Origin of the sequence: Arcobacter arenosus (assembly GCF_005771535.1) — a bacterium.
GTDB lineage: Bacteria > Campylobacterota > Campylobacteria > Campylobacterales > Arcobacteraceae > Halarcobacter > Halarcobacter arenosus.
This window is the reverse complement of record NZ_VANU01000006.1, coordinates 114900-131284: the sequence shown is the minus strand read 5'-3', so window position 1 is coordinate 131284 and position 16385 is coordinate 114900. Positions and strand designations below refer to the sequence as shown.

General features: G+C 27.4%; 19 protein-coding genes. 8 read left to right on the top strand and 11 right to left on the bottom strand.

All coding sequences use genetic code 11. The features are described from left to right. Window positions 1–3: 3 nt before the first annotated feature. From FDK22_RS13460 to pgeF, 4 genes are all read right to left on the bottom strand, one after another. Window positions 4–468 (bottom strand): tRNA (cytidine(34)-2'-O)-methyltransferase, encoded by a 465-nt coding sequence (locus tag FDK22_RS13460; RefSeq protein WP_138153499.1) that lies wholly within the window; start codon window positions 466–468, stop codon window positions 4–6. Continuing rightward, on the bottom strand, window positions 468–1301 hold the full coding sequence (gene purU, locus FDK22_RS13455) for a formyltetrahydrofolate deformylase (RefSeq protein WP_138153498.1): 834 nt from the start codon (window positions 1299–1301) through the stop codon (window positions 468–470). The genes FDK22_RS13460 and purU overlap by 1 nt, the downstream gene beginning before the upstream one ends. A 50-nt stretch (window positions 1302–1351) precedes the next feature. Continuing rightward, window positions 1352–2614 carry a malic enzyme-like NAD(P)-binding protein gene (locus tag FDK22_RS13450; protein WP_138153497.1) on the bottom strand — a complete coding sequence of 421 codons (1263 nt, stop codon included), beginning with the start codon at window positions 2612–2614 and terminating at the stop codon, window positions 1352–1354. A 153-nt stretch (window positions 2615–2767) separates the two neighbouring features. Further along, window positions 2768–3436 (bottom strand): peptidoglycan editing factor PgeF, encoded by a 669-nt coding sequence (gene pgeF / locus FDK22_RS13445; RefSeq protein ID WP_138153496.1) that lies wholly within the window; start codon window positions 3434–3436, stop codon window positions 2768–2770. A gap of 99 nt (window positions 3437–3535) precedes the next feature. Between pgeF and FDK22_RS13440 the strand changes: the two genes are divergently transcribed. The 3 genes from FDK22_RS13440 to FDK22_RS13430 are packed head-to-tail and all read left to right on the top strand — an operon-like array spanning window position 3536 to window position 6164. Then, window positions 3536–4324: a shikimate dehydrogenase gene (locus FDK22_RS13440; RefSeq protein WP_138153576.1), complete on the top strand. Its 789-nt coding sequence runs from the start codon at window positions 3536–3538 to the stop codon at window positions 4322–4324. Window positions 4325–4335: 11 nt separating this feature from the next. Further along, window positions 4336–4980, top strand: a complete 645-nt coding sequence (locus FDK22_RS13435) for a UPF0323 family lipoprotein (RefSeq protein WP_138153495.1) — start codon at window positions 4336–4338, stop codon at window positions 4978–4980. Window positions 4981–4985: 5 nt separating this feature from the next. After that, window positions 4986–6164 (top strand): glutathionylspermidine synthase family protein, encoded by a 1179-nt coding sequence (locus FDK22_RS13430; RefSeq protein ID WP_138153494.1) that lies wholly within the window; start codon window positions 4986–4988, stop codon window positions 6162–6164. A 10-nt stretch (window positions 6165–6174) separates the two neighbouring features. On the opposite strand, the gene FDK22_RS13425 is transcribed toward FDK22_RS13430, so the two are convergent. The 7 genes from FDK22_RS13425 to FDK22_RS13395 all read right to left on the bottom strand — a co-directional run bounded on the left by FDK22_RS13425 (window position 6175) and on the right by FDK22_RS13395 (window position 10800). Then, window positions 6175–7089, bottom strand: a complete 915-nt coding sequence (locus FDK22_RS13425; RefSeq protein ID WP_138153493.1) for a GGDEF domain-containing protein — start codon at window positions 7087–7089, stop codon at window positions 6175–6177. A gap of 64 nt (window positions 7090–7153) precedes the next feature. After that, window positions 7154–8104: a tetraacyldisaccharide 4'-kinase gene (locus FDK22_RS13420; RefSeq protein ID WP_138153492.1), complete on the bottom strand. Its 951-nt coding sequence runs from the start codon at window positions 8102–8104 to the stop codon at window positions 7154–7156. Window positions 8105–8108: 4 nt separating this feature from the next. Continuing rightward, entirely contained in the window at window positions 8109–9245 is a 1137-nt protein-coding gene (locus FDK22_RS13415; RefSeq protein WP_138153491.1) for a DegT/DnrJ/EryC1/StrS family aminotransferase, read from the bottom strand. 137 nt (window positions 9246–9382) lie between these two features. Beyond that, a complete protein-coding gene (locus tag FDK22_RS13410; protein WP_138153490.1) occupies window positions 9383–9592 on the bottom strand; it encodes a hypothetical protein in 210 nt (69 codons plus the stop codon). Between the two features lies 1 nt (window position 9593). Continuing rightward, entirely contained in the window at window positions 9594–9821 is a 228-nt protein-coding gene (locus FDK22_RS13405) for a (2Fe-2S)-binding protein (RefSeq protein WP_138153489.1), read from the bottom strand. After that, window positions 9814–10044 (bottom strand): (2Fe-2S)-binding protein, encoded by a 231-nt coding sequence (locus tag FDK22_RS13400; RefSeq protein WP_138153488.1) that lies wholly within the window; start codon window positions 10042–10044, stop codon window positions 9814–9816. The genes FDK22_RS13405 and FDK22_RS13400 overlap by 8 nt, the downstream gene beginning before the upstream one ends. Then, window positions 10045–10800: a TerB family tellurite resistance protein gene (locus tag FDK22_RS13395; RefSeq protein ID WP_138153487.1), complete on the bottom strand. Its 756-nt coding sequence runs from the start codon at window positions 10798–10800 to the stop codon at window positions 10045–10047. 157 nt (window positions 10801–10957) lie between these two features. Here FDK22_RS13395 and FDK22_RS13390 point away from each other — a divergent pair, with 157 nt between their 5' ends. From FDK22_RS13390 to FDK22_RS13370, 5 genes are all read left to right on the top strand, one after another. Then, window positions 10958–13213, top strand: a complete 2256-nt coding sequence (locus FDK22_RS13390) for a sensor histidine kinase (protein WP_138153486.1) — start codon at window positions 10958–10960, stop codon at window positions 13211–13213. 129 nt (window positions 13214–13342) lie between these two features. Beyond that, complete coding sequence (gene tatB, locus FDK22_RS13385) at window positions 13343–13825, top strand: Sec-independent protein translocase protein TatB (RefSeq protein ID WP_240534058.1); 483 nt, start codon at window positions 13343–13345, stop codon at window positions 13823–13825. Beyond that, complete coding sequence (gene tatC, locus FDK22_RS13380; protein ID WP_138153484.1) at window positions 13825–14559, top strand: twin-arginine translocase subunit TatC; 735 nt, start codon at window positions 13825–13827, stop codon at window positions 14557–14559. The genes tatB and tatC overlap by 1 nt, the downstream gene beginning before the upstream one ends. Next, window positions 14546–15586: a tRNA preQ1(34) S-adenosylmethionine ribosyltransferase-isomerase QueA gene (gene queA, locus FDK22_RS13375; protein ID WP_171012999.1), complete on the top strand. Its 1041-nt coding sequence runs from the start codon at window positions 14546–14548 to the stop codon at window positions 15584–15586. The genes tatC and queA overlap by 14 nt, the downstream gene beginning before the upstream one ends. A gap of 18 nt (window positions 15587–15604) precedes the next feature. Beyond that, the gene (locus FDK22_RS13370; RefSeq protein WP_138153483.1) at window positions 15605–16345 is read left to right on the top strand and encodes a 3'-5' exonuclease; all 741 of its coding nucleotides are present in this window, start codon (window positions 15605–15607) and stop codon (window positions 16343–16345) included. Window positions 16346–16385: the final 40 nt, after the last annotated feature.

Genomic DNA, 16385 nt, shown 5'->3' with positions numbered 1-16385 from the left:
TATTTAGTTAAACTCTTTAAAGTTTTGTCTTAATGCCTCATATGCAACAATTGATACAGAATTTGCAATATTTAAACTTCTAGCATCATTTGTCATAGGAATAGTAATGCATCCTTGCTTATTTTTATTCATAATAGATTCAGGTAACCCTGCATCTTCCCTCCCAAAATAAAAATAGTCACCTTTTTTATATTCCATATCAAAATAAACTTGTTTTGTTTTTGTAGTTGCAAAGAAATGTCTATCACTTAAAGGATTTTTTGACCAAAAATCATCAATGTTTTCATATTCTCTAACATCTAAATCAAACCAATAATCAAGCCCTGCTCTTCTAACCTCTTTTTCTGTAATCTCACCAAAACCATATGGTTTAATTAAATGAAGTGTACAATCAAGAGCAAATGCTAATCTTCCTATTGTCCCAACATTTCCTGGAATTCTTGGTTCATGAAGTACTAAATTAAACATTATAAGACTACCGTTTTATTTCCATAAACAAATACTTTGTCTTCTAAAAGAAGTTGTAAAGCATTTGATAATACAACTTTTTCTACGTTTCTTCCAGCTCTTCTCATATCTTGCCAAGAGTATGTATGGTCAACTCTTACTACATCTTGAGATATAATCGGACCTTCATCCAAATCATCAGTTACATAGTGTGCAGTTGCTCCAATAATCTTAACACCTCTATGGTGTGCTTGTTTATATGGATTTGCACCAATAAATGCAGGTAAGAAAGAGTGGTGAATATTTAAAACTTTTCTAGGGTAAGTTTCAACAAATTTTGGAGTTAAAATTCTCATATATTTAGCTAAAACTATTAACTCAGGATTATATTCATTGATTTTTTCAATTACTAAATTTTCATGGTCTTCTCGTTCCATATTTTCTGCACTTATACAGTGAAATGGAATATTAAATTTTTCAACTAAATCTTGTAAATAATCATGATTAGCAATAACAGCTTGAATATTTGCATCAAGTTCACCATCAATATATCTGATTAATAAATCACCTAAAACATGTGATTCTTTTGTAGCTAAAATTACAATATTTTTCTTTGATTTTTTGTTTAGTTTAATTGTTGATTCTTTTGGTAAAACCTCAGTTAACTCTTTAAGTAAAATATTTTCATTTAAATCACCAGAGATAACAGTTCTCATAAAAAACTTGTTTGTTTCTTTATCAACATATTCAGCATTTTGTTCAATATTTAAATTGTTTGCAAAAAGAACTTTTGAGACATTGTAAACAAGTCCTTTTGCATCAAAAGTATCAATTAAAAGTATATATTCTTTCATAGTATTATTCCATCCTAAAATTAAGAATGGAATAATACCAAAATAAAGATTTAAATCATTTTAGATAGTTGTTCTCTATACGCCTCATGGTCATAATTTTTCTCTCTAGCAACACCAGATTCAACTGCAGCTTTTGCCACAGCACTTGAAATTTCAACAATAAGTCTTTTATCAAACGGTTTTGGAATAATATACTCTTTTGAATAAGTAATATGATCACCAAAAATAGCTTTGATATCATCTGTAACTGGTTTTTTAGCTAAATCTGCAATTGCATATGCAGCAGCTTTTTTCATTGCCATGTTTATTTTTTTAGCTTTTACGTCTAGTGCTCCTCTAAAAATAAAAGGAAATCCAATTACATTATTTACTTGGTTATTAAAATCACTTCTTCCTGTACCAACTAAAGCTTTATCTCTAATTGCTAAAATCTCATCAGGAAATAATTCTGGAGTTGGGTTAGCCAATGTAAATACGATTGGTTCATCTGCCATAACAGCAATATGTTCTTGTGTAAAAGTTCCAGGTCTAGATAATCCTAGAACCATGTCTGCTTCCCTAAACGCATCCATTTTTGTCATTGGTTCTTTTACTGAAAACTCTTTTTTAAATTTATTTAAATCATCTCTGCCATCGTGACAAACACCTTTTGAATCTATCATAATAATGTTTTTAATTCCAATAGCTTTGTACATTCTTGAACAAGAAATCGCTGCTGCACCTGCTCCAACAACAACAACTTTTAATTCTTCAAGTTTTTTTCCTAAAATATCACAAGCATTAATTACACCAGCAGATGTAATAATAGCTGTTCCATGTTGATCATCATGCATAACTGGTATATCAAGCTCTTCAATTAATCTTTTTTCAATTTCAAAACACTCAGGTGATTTTATATCTTCTAAGTTAATTCCACCAAATGTTGGTGCGATAGCTTTACATACATCAATAAATTTTTCTGGATTTTCTTCATCAACTTCAATATCAAAAGAATCAATTGCTGAAAACTTCTTAAATAATACTGACTTCCCTTCCATAACTGGCTTAGCAGCTAATGCTCCAATATTACCAAGTCCTAATACAGCTGTACCATTTGTAATTACTGCAACAAGATTTCTTTTTGCAGTATATTTATATGCATTTTCTGGATTTTCTTCAATCTCTAAGCATGGGAATGCAACACCTGGAGTATAAGCTTTTGATAAATCTTCTTGAGTTTTTAATTCAGTTGTTGTTTCAATAGCTAATTTTCCAGCTCTTGGGTATTGGTGATACTCCAACGCCTCTTCTCTAGTAACAGGTTGTTTACTCATTTTTTATCCTCTCTCTTTGTTTAGGGGTTACCAAATTGTAACTCATTAAAACTTACAAAAAAGAAGAAAATCATAATTTAAGCTTATGAACTTTAATATTTCTTTAAGAGACATAATATTTACATGAAATATACATAATTTTTACATAAGTGCCTATTTTGTGACAATTCCAGCAAATCTACCACATTTATTATCTACTCTATATGAGAAATATGGCTCATTTGAGCACTTCGTACAAGTATTAGATATAGTTATATTACTAATATTTAAGCTCTTTAATAAGCTTAAATTTATCCCTTGAAGGTCAATAAATCTTCCATTTACAAACCCTTTACCAAAACTTTTTTCAACAATGGTAACCATTTCATCACTTACTTCATAACAACATTTTTGTATTGATGGACCCATATGCACTTCAATATCAGTATAGTTACAATTAAACTCATTAACCATTTTTTTAGCTGTAAGTTCAGAAATCTTTAAAAAAGTAGAATTTCTACCTGCATGAACTGCAGCTATAACACCTTTTTTTCTATCAATAAATATAATTGGAATGCAATCTGCTACCATAACCATCAAAACAACATCTTTATCATTTGTAATTATCCCATCACAATTATCGATTATATTGGGGGAAGAAGAATCAACAATTTTGATATTGTTACCATGAACTTGATTCATAGAGATTAATTTTTTATTTTCCAAATTATATTTTTTTAAAAGTTTTTTTCTATTTTTATCAACATTGTCCTTAGTATCTGGAACATGGAAAGCAAGATTTCCATCATCAATATTTGTAAAAGTAAAGAATATTTTATCCATATAAAATCCAATTAATTTTTATAGTTATTGTACTTATTATAATTTAATTTACTCTTATTGTTTTTTTGATAAAATCGCCACACTTAAAGGATTATAATGATAAATAAATTTGCAATTTTTGGAAACCCAGTAGCACATTCTAAATCACCACAAATGCACAATGCAGGATTTAAAAAACTAAATTTTGATGGTGAGTATGTAAAACATTTGATAGAAGATCCAAATACTCTTAAAAATACTTTTTTACAAAAAAGATATTTAGGTGCGAATATCACTGTTCCTCACAAAGAGGTAGCTTTTAATGAAGCCGATGAAGTTAGGGGCATTGCAAATAAGATTAAAGCTGTAAATACTTATATATATGAAAATGATAAGATTGTTGCATATAATACTGATGCTCCTGGTTTTTTAAAGGCGATTGAATCTTTTGGAGTTATTAAAAATGTACTTTTGTTAGGTGCAGGTGGTACAGCTAAAGCAATTGCTCTAGCCTTGCAAGAAAGTAATATCAATGTAACTGTTTTAAATAGAAGTGAAGGAAAATTAGATTTTTTCAAAAATGAAGGCATTAAATGTTCTACTTGGGATAGTTTTGAAACTTGTGATTTTGATTTAGTAGTAAACTCTACAAGTGCAGGACTAAAAGATGAATATTTACCAGCTCCTAAAGAGATTTTAGATGAAGTTTTAGAAAAAGCCTCATTTGCTTTTGATTGTGTTTATGGGAAAATAACACCATTTTTAGCACTTGCTAAAGATAAAAATTGTGAAGTTAAAGATGGTGAAGACATGCTTTTATATCAAGGTGTTTTAGCATTTGAATATTTCACTAAACAAAAAGCAACTCAAGAGATTATAGAAACTATGAGAAAAGCACTAAAAGAATAAAAGGAAGAATATTGAAAAGAAATAATCATATAAAAAAAATATCAAATTATACTATAGTTGGTGGTCTTGGAGCAATTTTAATTGCAGGATTAACAGGATGTGAAGATAAATCTGCAAACAATCAAAACCAAGCTCAAAACAACGCTTTTACAAGTGCTTCTCAAAAACAAGAAGCTTTTGTAATCATTGAAAAACTTCAAGGTGGGGGATACACTATTGCAGATGAATTCCCAGCTTCTAAAACTACAATTGTTTTAAGAGAATTAGATGGAAGTGAAAGAATTCTTTCTCAAGCAGAGATTGATGCTTTAATTAAAGAAGAAGCAGTAAAAATTGATAATGGGACATCGGGTTTAACAAATCCAGAAATGTCAAGTGGAATGGGGCTTGGTGGAGTTTTATTATCTTCTATTGCAGGGGCTATGCTTGGTTCTTGGATTGGAAATAAGCTGTTTAACAATCAAAATTATCAAAATCAAAGAAAAGCTCAATATAAATCACCTCAAACATATAGTAGATCACAAAGTTCATTTACTAAAGCAGCTAAAACTTCTACATCAAGTACTAGTAGTAAAAAAAGTGGATTTTTTGGGAGTAAATCAGGAACATCAAAATCTACTTCATTATTTGGAAAAAGTTCAGGATTTGGTGGATAAAAAAAATGAATTTAGAAAAACTTCAACCTTTAACAGACGAATATCTAGAATCAATAGGTTTTGTTTGGCATACTGATGAGGATGACTCTTCATATGTAGCAGATGAAATTGTACAAATTACTGAAGATGAAGCAAATGCATTTTATGAAGCTACAAATGAGCTTTATGATATGTTTTGTGAAGCGGGTGAATATGTAATAGAAAACAATTTGTTTCATGATATAAATATCCCTTTTAATCTTGTTGAGTTAATAAAAGAATCATGGGAAAATGATGTTCATTGGCATCTATATTCAAGATTTGATTTAGCTGGTGGTATTGATGGTAAACCTATAAAATTAATTGAATTTAACGCTGATACACCAACATCATTATTTGAAACAGCTATAATTCAATGGGCACTTCTAAAGAAAAATGGACTTGATGATGCAAGTCAATTTAATAATCTTGCGGAGGCATTAAAAGAGAATTTTAAAAGAATTATTACTTTAGATTCGGATATAGAAAAGTTTGAAGAATATTATTCAAAACTTGGATGGAAAATATTATTCTCATCAATCTCTAGCTCGAGTGAAGATATAAATACAACTAAACTTCTTCAGCATCTAGCAAGTGAAGCTGGTTTTAATACAGACTTTGAATATATTGAAAATGTTCAATTTAATGATGAAGGTATTTACAAAGAAGATGAACTTTTTGAGTTTTGGTTTAAGCTTATTCCTTGGGAAGATATTGCCATTGAGGAGAGTGAACTTGCATTAATGTTAACAGAAATTGTAAAAGAAAAAAAAGCTATTATTTTTAATCCTGCTTACACTTTGATGTTTCAATCAAAAGGTTTCATGAAAATACTTTGGGATTTATATCCAAATCACCCTCTTCTTTTAGAAACTTCTTTTGAACCATTAAAAGGGAAAAAACAAGTAGAAAAAAGATGTTTTGGAAGAGAAGGAGCAAATACAAAAATCATAAATGCTGATGGTTCAATTGATTGTGAAACACATGGTGAATATGAAGGGCATAAAGCAATTTTCCAAGAATATGTAGAACTTCCAACTGATGAAAATGGAAACTCTTACCAAGCTGGTGTATTTTACGCTTATGAAGCATCAGCTTTAGGATTTAGAAGAGGCGAAAAAATTTTAAATAATATGTCAAAATTTGTAGGTCATATAATAAGATAGGTTTAAAAACTTATCTTATTGAATGGTGTATTTTTTTCTCTTCATACATTCTTAAATCTGCTATTGATATTAACTTTTCAATATCTTTCCCATCTTCAGGGAAAAGTGAGATACCAATACTACATTTTACAAAAAAACTCTCATTTTTAAATTCTATTCTTTTTGAAATTAATTGTTTTATCTCTTTTTTTATTGTCTCATGAACTTGTTCTTCATTTTGAGAGATAGTAAAGATTAAAAACTCATCTCCTCCAAATCGACTTATTACATCAGATGCTCTAAAGTTTTCTTTTAATCTATTTGCAATAACCTTTAAAACTTCATCACCTGCATCATGACCATAATTATCATTTATATTTTTAAAATCATCCAAATCAATAAAATATAATACTGCTTCCTTACATTCTCTTTTACATAATTCAAGTAGTTTTTTTGATTGTTCAAAGAACATTCTTCTATTATAAAGCTTTGTTAAGGTGTCAAAATCCGCATTTCTTTGTAAACCCTCTTCTAGTTTTTTTCTTTTTGTTATGTCCCTACATATTGCAAAAACACCAATTATATTTCCATCTTTATCAAAAATTGGTCTTTTTGAAGTACTTACATAACCTATTTTCCCATTTTTTAAGTAAGGTTCTTCTCTTTCAGTAAGATGTTTTCCCTCTTCTAAAACTTTCTTTTCCTCTTCATAATATATTTTTGCAAACTCTTCTGGAAATATTTCAAAATCAGTTTTTCCTACTAATTGTGAACCTTTTTCAAAACCACAATTTTTTGCAATGGTATCACTAGCATATAAAAATTTATGTTCTTTATCTTTTATAAAAATATAATCGGGAGTAGTCTTAAGTAAATAAAAAAATAGAGACTCTATTTCTTTTAATTTTTCTATGTTATTAAAGGATTGATCATCAAAAAACTTCATAGTAATTTCCTTCTGTACTAAAACTAGTACTTATATAAAATTATAACATATAATAATTAATATATTAAATTTTATTTATTTTTATATACTTGTTTATTAAAGAAAGTTTATCTTTAGAAATAATCTCTAAATCAAGTTTTGCAAGGTAGATATTATCAAAAACAAAGTTTTGTAGCTTTACATAATCTTTTTCAGTTGTAATAAAGCTATAATCTTTGTACTTTAATTTTATATCATTAATTTCATTTTCTGTAAAGTTATGATGATCTTCAAAAGCAACCATTTTTGTGTTTTTAGGTAGAAACTCTAAAACTCTTTTTGGTTTAGAAATTGCAGTAAGTAAAATAAGCTTTTGGGGTAATATATCTACTTTAGTTTCATCTTTATAAATAGTAACAATTCTTTTAAAATCAACATCCTCTTGAAGTTCAAGATTAGCTAATGAGTAAGCCATTTTAGGTTCTCTATAACCACCACTTGGAAGACATAAAAGATTTGTTGGTTCAATATTTGGTCTTATTAAAATATCAAACTTTTTAATATCATATTTTGAAAAACCATCATCTAAAAATATCAACTTACAATTTAATTCTTTTGCCTTTAAAATAGCTTTTTTTCTATCTTCACTAACAATTATTGTAGCCTTTGGCAATGACTTTGCTAAAAGCATTGCTTCATCTCCACTTGTATTAATATCAGTTAATATTTTTCCATTTTTTGAAACTACAAATAAGCCCCTTGATTTTCTTCCATATCCTCTTAAAATAACTGCTACATCTTCATAATTTTTAGTAAGCTTTATTGTTAATGGAGTTTTTCCACTTCCACCAACAATAATATTTCCAATAGAAATAATTGGTATTTTAAAATCAATGGGGGTTGACTTTGCTCTCTTAAAAGCAATAATTAACATATAAACTAAAGTAAAGGGGACTAAAAGTATTGATATAAGTCTTTGAAAAAGGTTTGGGAAGAAGAGATACTCTTCTACCCATAAAAAAAGCTTTTGCTTCAAATATTTATACCCATTCAGAAGCTATTTCTATAATTTGGTCACAAATATAATTTACATCTTCATCTGTCATACCAGGATACATTGGAATCGACAAAATTTGTTGATATGATGTTAAAGCTGAACTAAATGTTGTAATTTTAATAGAATATTTGTTTTTATAATATGTCAATAGGTGTAATGGAATATAGTTAAGTCCTGTTGATACACCTCTTTCTTTTAACGCTCTTGCAAAGGCATCTCTATTTCTTGAAATTTTAATGATAAATTGAGTGAAGATATGCTCATCTTTATGAGGTGGAATTGTAACGTGTCTAATACCACTTAATCTCTCTTTATAGATTTTTGCAATCTCTTTTCTTCTTTTAATAAATTTATTAGTTTTTTTCAATTGAGCTAAAGAAAATGCAGCATCTAACTCAGACATATCATATTTGTGTCCAATATCAACAACATCATAAATATAATCTAAGTTTCCAAAATCATCATATGTAGTTGTAATTGCGTGAGTTCTTAATAGTTTTGCTCTTTCAGCAATCTCTTCGTTATTTGTAACAATAACCCCTGCTCTACTCACTGAATATTTACCATTAGATGGGTTTGTTGAGAAGATTGTCATATCTGCTCTTAAACTTCCAACAGTTTCATCATTATAAGTTACACCTAAAGCTGATGTAGCATCTTCAATTAAAATAATCCCATATTTTTCAGCAATATCATAAAGTCTATCTAAATCAGGAGTTTGTCCAGCAACAAAAGTGATAATTGCTCCCCTTAATTTTTTTGATTTATTCTCTTCTAATGCTTTTTCAAATTTATTTAAATCAATATTCATATCCTCTGGATTTATATCAATAAAAATTGGTTCTGCATCAAAGTGTCTTACAACCTCAGGAACATTAACAAAAGAGTTAACTGACATTAAAATTTTGTCACCCCTTTTTAATTTTATTGCACTTAATGCAAGATGGATTGCTCCCGTTGCATTACAAGTTGCAATTGCATGTTTTGCTCCAACAAAGTTTGCTATATTTTCTTCAAATTCTATAACTTTGTTTTCATCTCTATTCATTTCAAGAACATCTTTTAGTTGTCCTAATTCTTCATCCCCCAATGATGTTTGATAAAAAGGTATTTCTTTCATTCTTTGCTCCATTTAGTTTTTGCTAGGCTTAAATATTTTTCTTCGCCTTCTTTAAAAATAATTTATTGTAAAGCACACAGTTGTCTAACAATGTATTTATTTCTTCTTCCTAGTCGCGCTAATAATTTTATTATAAATTAATTTTCCTTTGTTTTTTCATAAATCTCATCTAAAAAATCAAAAGTACTTTCTCTTATTTGGCTTTTTTTTAAAATTAAGTCATCTTTTATCGCTTCTAATTCATATTCTTGAAAATACTCTAAAAAATTTGGATTAATATCAATTATATCATTTTCATCAGTTCCAATTAACTTTTTTATCTCTTCTATTAGTTTTTGTTTTTCCATTTTAACCTACAAATTTGTTTAGTATTTGAGTTAAATACAGTTCCATTTTTTCAGAACCTATATCTTTTTCTTCACTTTGACAACATTTACAACAAGTACCAGCATCAGTAAGTTCACCAATTTTTTCTATTGTTAAAGCGTCTCTTTCTTTTATTGCATAAATAATTTCACCCAAAGTAACATGTTTGCATTTACATACTTCATATGAATGATGAAATTTTCTAGCCATGTAAAACCTCTTTCAAAATATCCTTACAATATATTTTCTTCTTTATTTTTCCAAAATCACCTTCAGGGAAAATACAATGTCTACAATCAGTACCAGCCGTTGTTATATCTTGAATGTCACCTAAAGTTTTTGCATCTTTTTTTAATATTGCATTTTTTATTGTTTCTAAAGAAACCTTTCTGCAATTACAAACTTCATACTTTTCATCAAACTTTTCAAGCAATTATATTTTTCTCTCTTTCTTTATTAATTCGTAAGCTTCGTTAATCTCTTGAAGTTTTTTTGTGGCTTGGTCAATAATATCTTGCCCTGCACCACTTCCTGAAACAATATCTGGATGATGTTTTTTTACAAGAGTTCTATAATTTTTCTTAAGTGTTGCATTATCATCATTAACATTTGATTCTAAAACTTCATATGCTTTTTCTAAAGATAAAGCTTGATTTGCCTTTTGGTTTGCATAAAAAGTTTTAAATTTGTTAACAAGGTTTTCAAAATCCTCTTTTTTGATTTTTAAAGCATTTGAAATATCTTCACAAATCATCAATTCCGTTTCAGAAAACTCTTTATCAATAAAAGCAATATTTAGAAGATATTCTATAATTCCCACTCTTTTTTCGTAGTGATTTTTTGTTATCTTATAAAGTTTTTCAGTAATTTCTATTGTATTTTCAAAACTTTCTTTCTCTTTTTTATAAATATCTTTTAGTTTTTCCCTGATTTCATTTTGATTTTCAAAATGTCTTGAGATATCAGAAAAAGTGTGTTTTAACATCTCAGCTTCTAACTCACAAACTTGTCCATCAGCTTTTGCAACCTTTGCCATTAAAGCAACAAGAAGTCCTGCTTCATGATTTAATAAATCTCCATCAAATCTCTCTTTTATATCAAGTTTAATATTTTCGAATTTTTCAGTTTTATAGCCCCTAGCAATAAAATACAAAATAATTCCAATAACAAGTAAAACTATAATTTTCATTTTTATCCTTTATTTATAATACTCATAAAATTTGGCAAATTTTAACAAAAAACAATTAAATTTTGGATTGGATTATCTTTTCTGTTATTTAAGTCTATTTTGCCTAAAATATAATCAAAAATAATATAATACAATATATTTTAAATAGGTTTCATAAATGGTTCAATCAAAAAAAATAAAAAAACTTAGAATATTATTTATACTTTTGTTTTTAATTTTTTTAATCTTCTCTTTTTTAATCACAGATTATATAAAAACAAAATATACAACAACTAAACTAAATAATAAAAGTGATTCATATTTAAAAATTTATAATACTGTTTACAACCAATATAAAGAGATGTCAGAAGTTTTTCTAAGTGGTGTAATAACAATGAATCAATTAGATGAAAAACTATTAATCTATCAAGATAGTACAGAAAATGTACAAAAATCAATTAGAGATAACTTATATAGTAATATACAAAAAAGATATGAAACATTAAAAGAAAAACATATTACAAGTATAAATATAATTTTACCTGATAACACTTTTTTACTAGTAATGAAAAATCCCAAAAAATATAATTTTCAAGCAAGTAAATTAAGAACAGATATAACATATGTAAATAAAACAAAAAAACCTTTTGATAGTTTTAATATAGGGAAAGGTGGGAGTGGATTTAGATTTTTACATCCAATTTTTAACAAAGAAAAATATGTTGGATTAATCTGCTTTACCTTTGATGCCTCAGCGATAACCTCTAGTATAATGAAACAATATTATGTTTTAAGTAATTTTTATTTTAAAAAGGATTATTTTACAGATGATTTTTTATCTAAATCAAAAATATATAAGCCATCACCTCATAAAGGATATTTACATAATACAAAAGTTCTAAATGAATTAAAAAAAGCAACAAGAAAAGATATAGAGCAACTTATCCCTTCAAATATTATTCGTGAAAAAACCTATGAAAATTTTTCTTCTTTAAACGTTGAAACCATTGTAGATAAACAAGCTAATATAACAATTACTACAATTCCTATAATAAACAAAATTGATAAAACCATTCAAGGTATTCTTACAATTAGAGCTAAAGCAGATGATATAAAATCTTATCTTTGGATAATAAATTTAATCTATATTTTAATAATCTTAATAGTATGTTTATTATTGTACCTATTTTATAAAATTATTAGCGAAAAAGAAGCATTAAAATTTGAAGTCAAAAAGAAAACTAATCAACTTCAAGAAATAAATGACAATTTAGAACATAAAATAGAAAAAAATACACAAGAACTAAAAAAAAGAAATAGTGAACTTCTTCAACAAAAAGATTTCCTAAATGCATTAATTGAAACATCACCTGTACCTTTCTTTATTAAAAATATTGATGGGAAGTATATAAATGTTAATAAAATTTGGTGTGAATTTACAGGTTTTACTAAAAAAGAGATTTTAAATAAAAGTGTTTATGATGTAGCACCAAAAGATATTGCTGATATTTATTATGAACAGGATTTAAAAGTTTTCAAATTAGAAGAGAATCCTCAAGTTTATGAATCACATGTTGTAAATAAAAATACTAAAGTTGTACATGATGTAATTTTTTATAAATCAGCATTTTTTGATGAAAAAGGTGAAGTTGCAGGATTAATTGGAACACTACTTGATTTAACAAGAATTAAAGCCTTGGAAGAAGAAAAAATAAAAAAAGAAAAACTAATTTTAGAGCAAAGTAAATTCGTACAAATGGGAGAGATGATAGGAAATATTGCCCATCAATGGAGACAACCTCTAAGTTTGATTTCTACTGTTACTTCAGGATTAAAACTTGATTTTGAACTTGATAAAATAGAAAAAGAAAATTCAGTAAAAAATTTGCAAACTGTTTTAAATACAGTTGTTTATTTATCAGATACTATAAATCAATTTAGTAATTTTATAAAAGAGGATAGAACATTAACAAAAGTAAAAGTACAAGATAGAATTTTAGAAGTTTTAAAAATACTAGATGCTGCACTAAAAAATAATCATATTAATATAAACTTACAACTAAATGAAGGAACACCACTTTATGTTGAATTAGTAGTAGGTGAATTGTCACAAGTTCTAATTAATATAATTACAAATAGTAAAGATGCTTACTTAATCAATAAAATAACTACAAATAAAATAATTAATATAAAAAGTTTTAAAAAAGATGATTTTGCTTATATTGTAATTGAAGATTATGCTGGTGGGATTAAAGAAGATATTATATCTAAAATATTTGATCCATATTTTACAACAAAACATCAATACCAAGGAACTGGACTAGGACTTTATATTTGTAAAGATATTATAGAAAAACACCTAAAAGGTAAAATTTCTGCAAAGAATACAAAAAAAGGTGTTGAATTTATAATTAAACTGAAATTGGTTAAATAAAACTTAAAATTTTTTGATAATTTTAATTAATTGCTTTATAGGTTAAAATCTCAATCATCTTTTAACAAAGTTTTGGTAAAATCATGCCTTATTAATTGAATGGAGAAGTATATGTTCGGAATGGGCTTTATGGAAATATTCTTGATTGCCGTTGTTGCAATTATAGCATTAGGACCAGAGAAATTACCAACAGCTATGGTAGATATAGCTAAATTTTTAAAAAAATTTAAATCAGGTATAGATGATGCAAAATCAACTTTAGACAATGAACTTAATATTGCAGAGATGAAAGAAGAAGCTGCAAAATATAAAGCACAAATTGAAGAAGCAAAAAATACTCTAAATGTAAAACAAAATCTTAATTTAGGACTAAATGAAATTATAAATGAAGATAAAATGCCTTCAAAAGATAATACTACTAAAAAAGAGGAAGGTAAAAAAGAGGAAAAAGTTTCTTTAAAGGAACCAAAAACTAAAACTGAATCATCAGAAAAAGAGCAGCCTAAAAAGAAGAAAAAAGAAGAAGTTGAAAAGACTGCTTCAAGTGATGATTTAAGTGATAAATTCAAAGTAGAATTTGAAGATTTTGATGGAACTGAGGAACTTAAATAATGTTAGAAGATTTAAAACCCCATATAGCAGACCTTAGAAAAAGACTAATAAATTCTGCAATTTGTTTAATAATTGCATTTTTTGCATGTTTTTTCTTTTATGAACCTATTTTAGAATGGATGATGGTTCCAGTAGAAGCTGCTCTTCCAGCAAATACGCAAATGATTGCAGTTGAGATTCAAGAGACTTTCTTTACAGCTTTAAAAGTTGCTTTTTTCTCTGGATTTATTCTTTCATTACCAGTAATTTTTTGGCAAATGTGGTTATTTTTAGCTCCAGGATTATATGACCATGAGAAAAAGTTGGTATTTCCATTTGTTTTCTTTGCAACATTAATGTTCTTAATTGGAGCTTCTTTTGCATATTATATTGTTGTACCATTTGGTTTTGAATTTTTAATTAACTTTGGTTCTGCTGTAGTTACAGTATTACCAAGTATTGGTAAATATGTTGGATTTTTTACAAAACTTTTATTTGGTTTTGGTGTAGCCTTTGAGTTACCTGTTATCACTTTCTTTTTAGCAAAAATAGGTTTAGTTGATGACCAAATGTTAAAAGACTATTTTAAATATGCAGTTGTTATTATATTTATCGTTGCATCTTTATTAACACCACCTGATGTATTAACTCAATTTTTAATGGCAGGACCATTAATCTTCCTATATATTGTATCTATTTATATTGCTAAAGTTTTCAACCCAGCAGTTAAAGATGATGAAGATGCAGAGGAATAATAATATCTTAGACCCATTAAAAACTTCAAGCTATGATTACTCTTTACCTAAAGAGCTCATAGCCACACATCCTGTCCACCCTGCTGATAGTGCTAGACTTTTAGTTTATAATAGAGAAACAAATTCTATAACACACACAACTTTTAAAAATCTTATGGATTTTTTACCTAAAGATATTTCTATTTTTTTAAATGATACGAAAGTTATTAAAGCAAGGATTTATGGCTCAAAAGAGTCTGGTGGGAAGATTGAACTACTATTTAATAAACCTTTGTTTATGGATAGATACCTAGTGATGATTAGAGGGAAGGTAAAAGTTGGGAATAAACTTTTCTTTGATAAAAATCTATGTGCTGAAGTTTTAGAAATAAATGATGATGGTAGTAGAGTTGTAAACTTTTTTCAAAATGAAAAAAAATTAGACTTTCTTTCTTTAGTAGAGATTTTAAATGAGATTGGGCACTTACCACTTCCCCCTTATATGAATAGGGAAGATGAAGAGGAAGATAACCAAGATTATCAAACATTGTTTGCTAAAAATTATGGTGCAGTTGCAGCTCCAACTGCCTCTTTACACTTTACCCAAGAGTTGTTAGAAAAAATCAATAATAAGTATCTAGTTAACTATTTAACTTTACATGTTGGAGCTGGTACATTTAAACCTGTTGATGCAGAAGATATTCTATCTCATCCAATGCATAGTGAATATTTTGAGATAGGAATTGAAGCAAAAAAAGCTTTAGATGAAGCAAAAAAAACTTTAGCAGTAGGAACAACAGTTACGAGAACTGTTGAATATTATGCTAGAACAAATAAAATTCAAGGGGAGTGTGATTTATTTTTAAATCCATCAAATAAACCCATTAAAGTTGACCATTTACTTACAAATTTTCATTTACCAAAATCAACTTTAATTATGTTAATTGCCTCATTTATAGGCTTAGAGAAAACCCTTGAAGTTTATGAAGAAGCCATAAGAGAAAAATATAGATTTTATTCATATGGTGACGGAATGTTAATAATTTAATTTTGGAGATATTATAAAATGCCATTTTATGTACTATTTGATACTGAAACAACAGGAAATGCTGAAGAAGATAGAGTAATTCAATTTGGAGCTATGATTTTTAATCATAAAGGTGAAATTGAATGTTATGATGAATTATGTTCAAGTGATGTTGAGATTAAACTTGAAGCTATGGAAGTGCATAATATAACCCCTGATTTAATTGTAAATAAACCTAAAGCGACTGAAACTAATTTTTATAAAAGATTAGAAGAGCTTAATAATCAAGAAAACTATCTAATTGCTCATAACATCAATTTTGATATGGGAATGATTGAAAAAGAAGGATTTATAAACTCTTATCAGATTATTGATACCTTAAGATGTGCAAAACATCTTTTCCCTGAAATGCCTTATCATAGATTACAATATCTAAGATATGCCCTTGAATTATATAAACAAGAACAAAATGAAGCAATGAAACATAATATTACCATAAAAGCACATGATGCTATTGGTGATGTTTTAGTTATGAAATTATTTTTATCTAAATTAGTTGGAAAATGTAGAGAAATTTACCCAGACTACAACCCTATGGAAAAACTTGTTGATCTTACAAAAACACCAGTTATGGTAAAAACTTTTAGATTTGGAAAATATAGAGGTAAAGATATTGCAGAAGTAGCTCTTGAAGATCCTGGTTATTTAAATTGGATGAGAAGCTCAATGGAAAACCTTGATGAAGATTTAAAATATACACTTGATAAAGTTTTAGGTTAATAACAAATTTTATTCATATAAATTTCATTTTTATTTCACT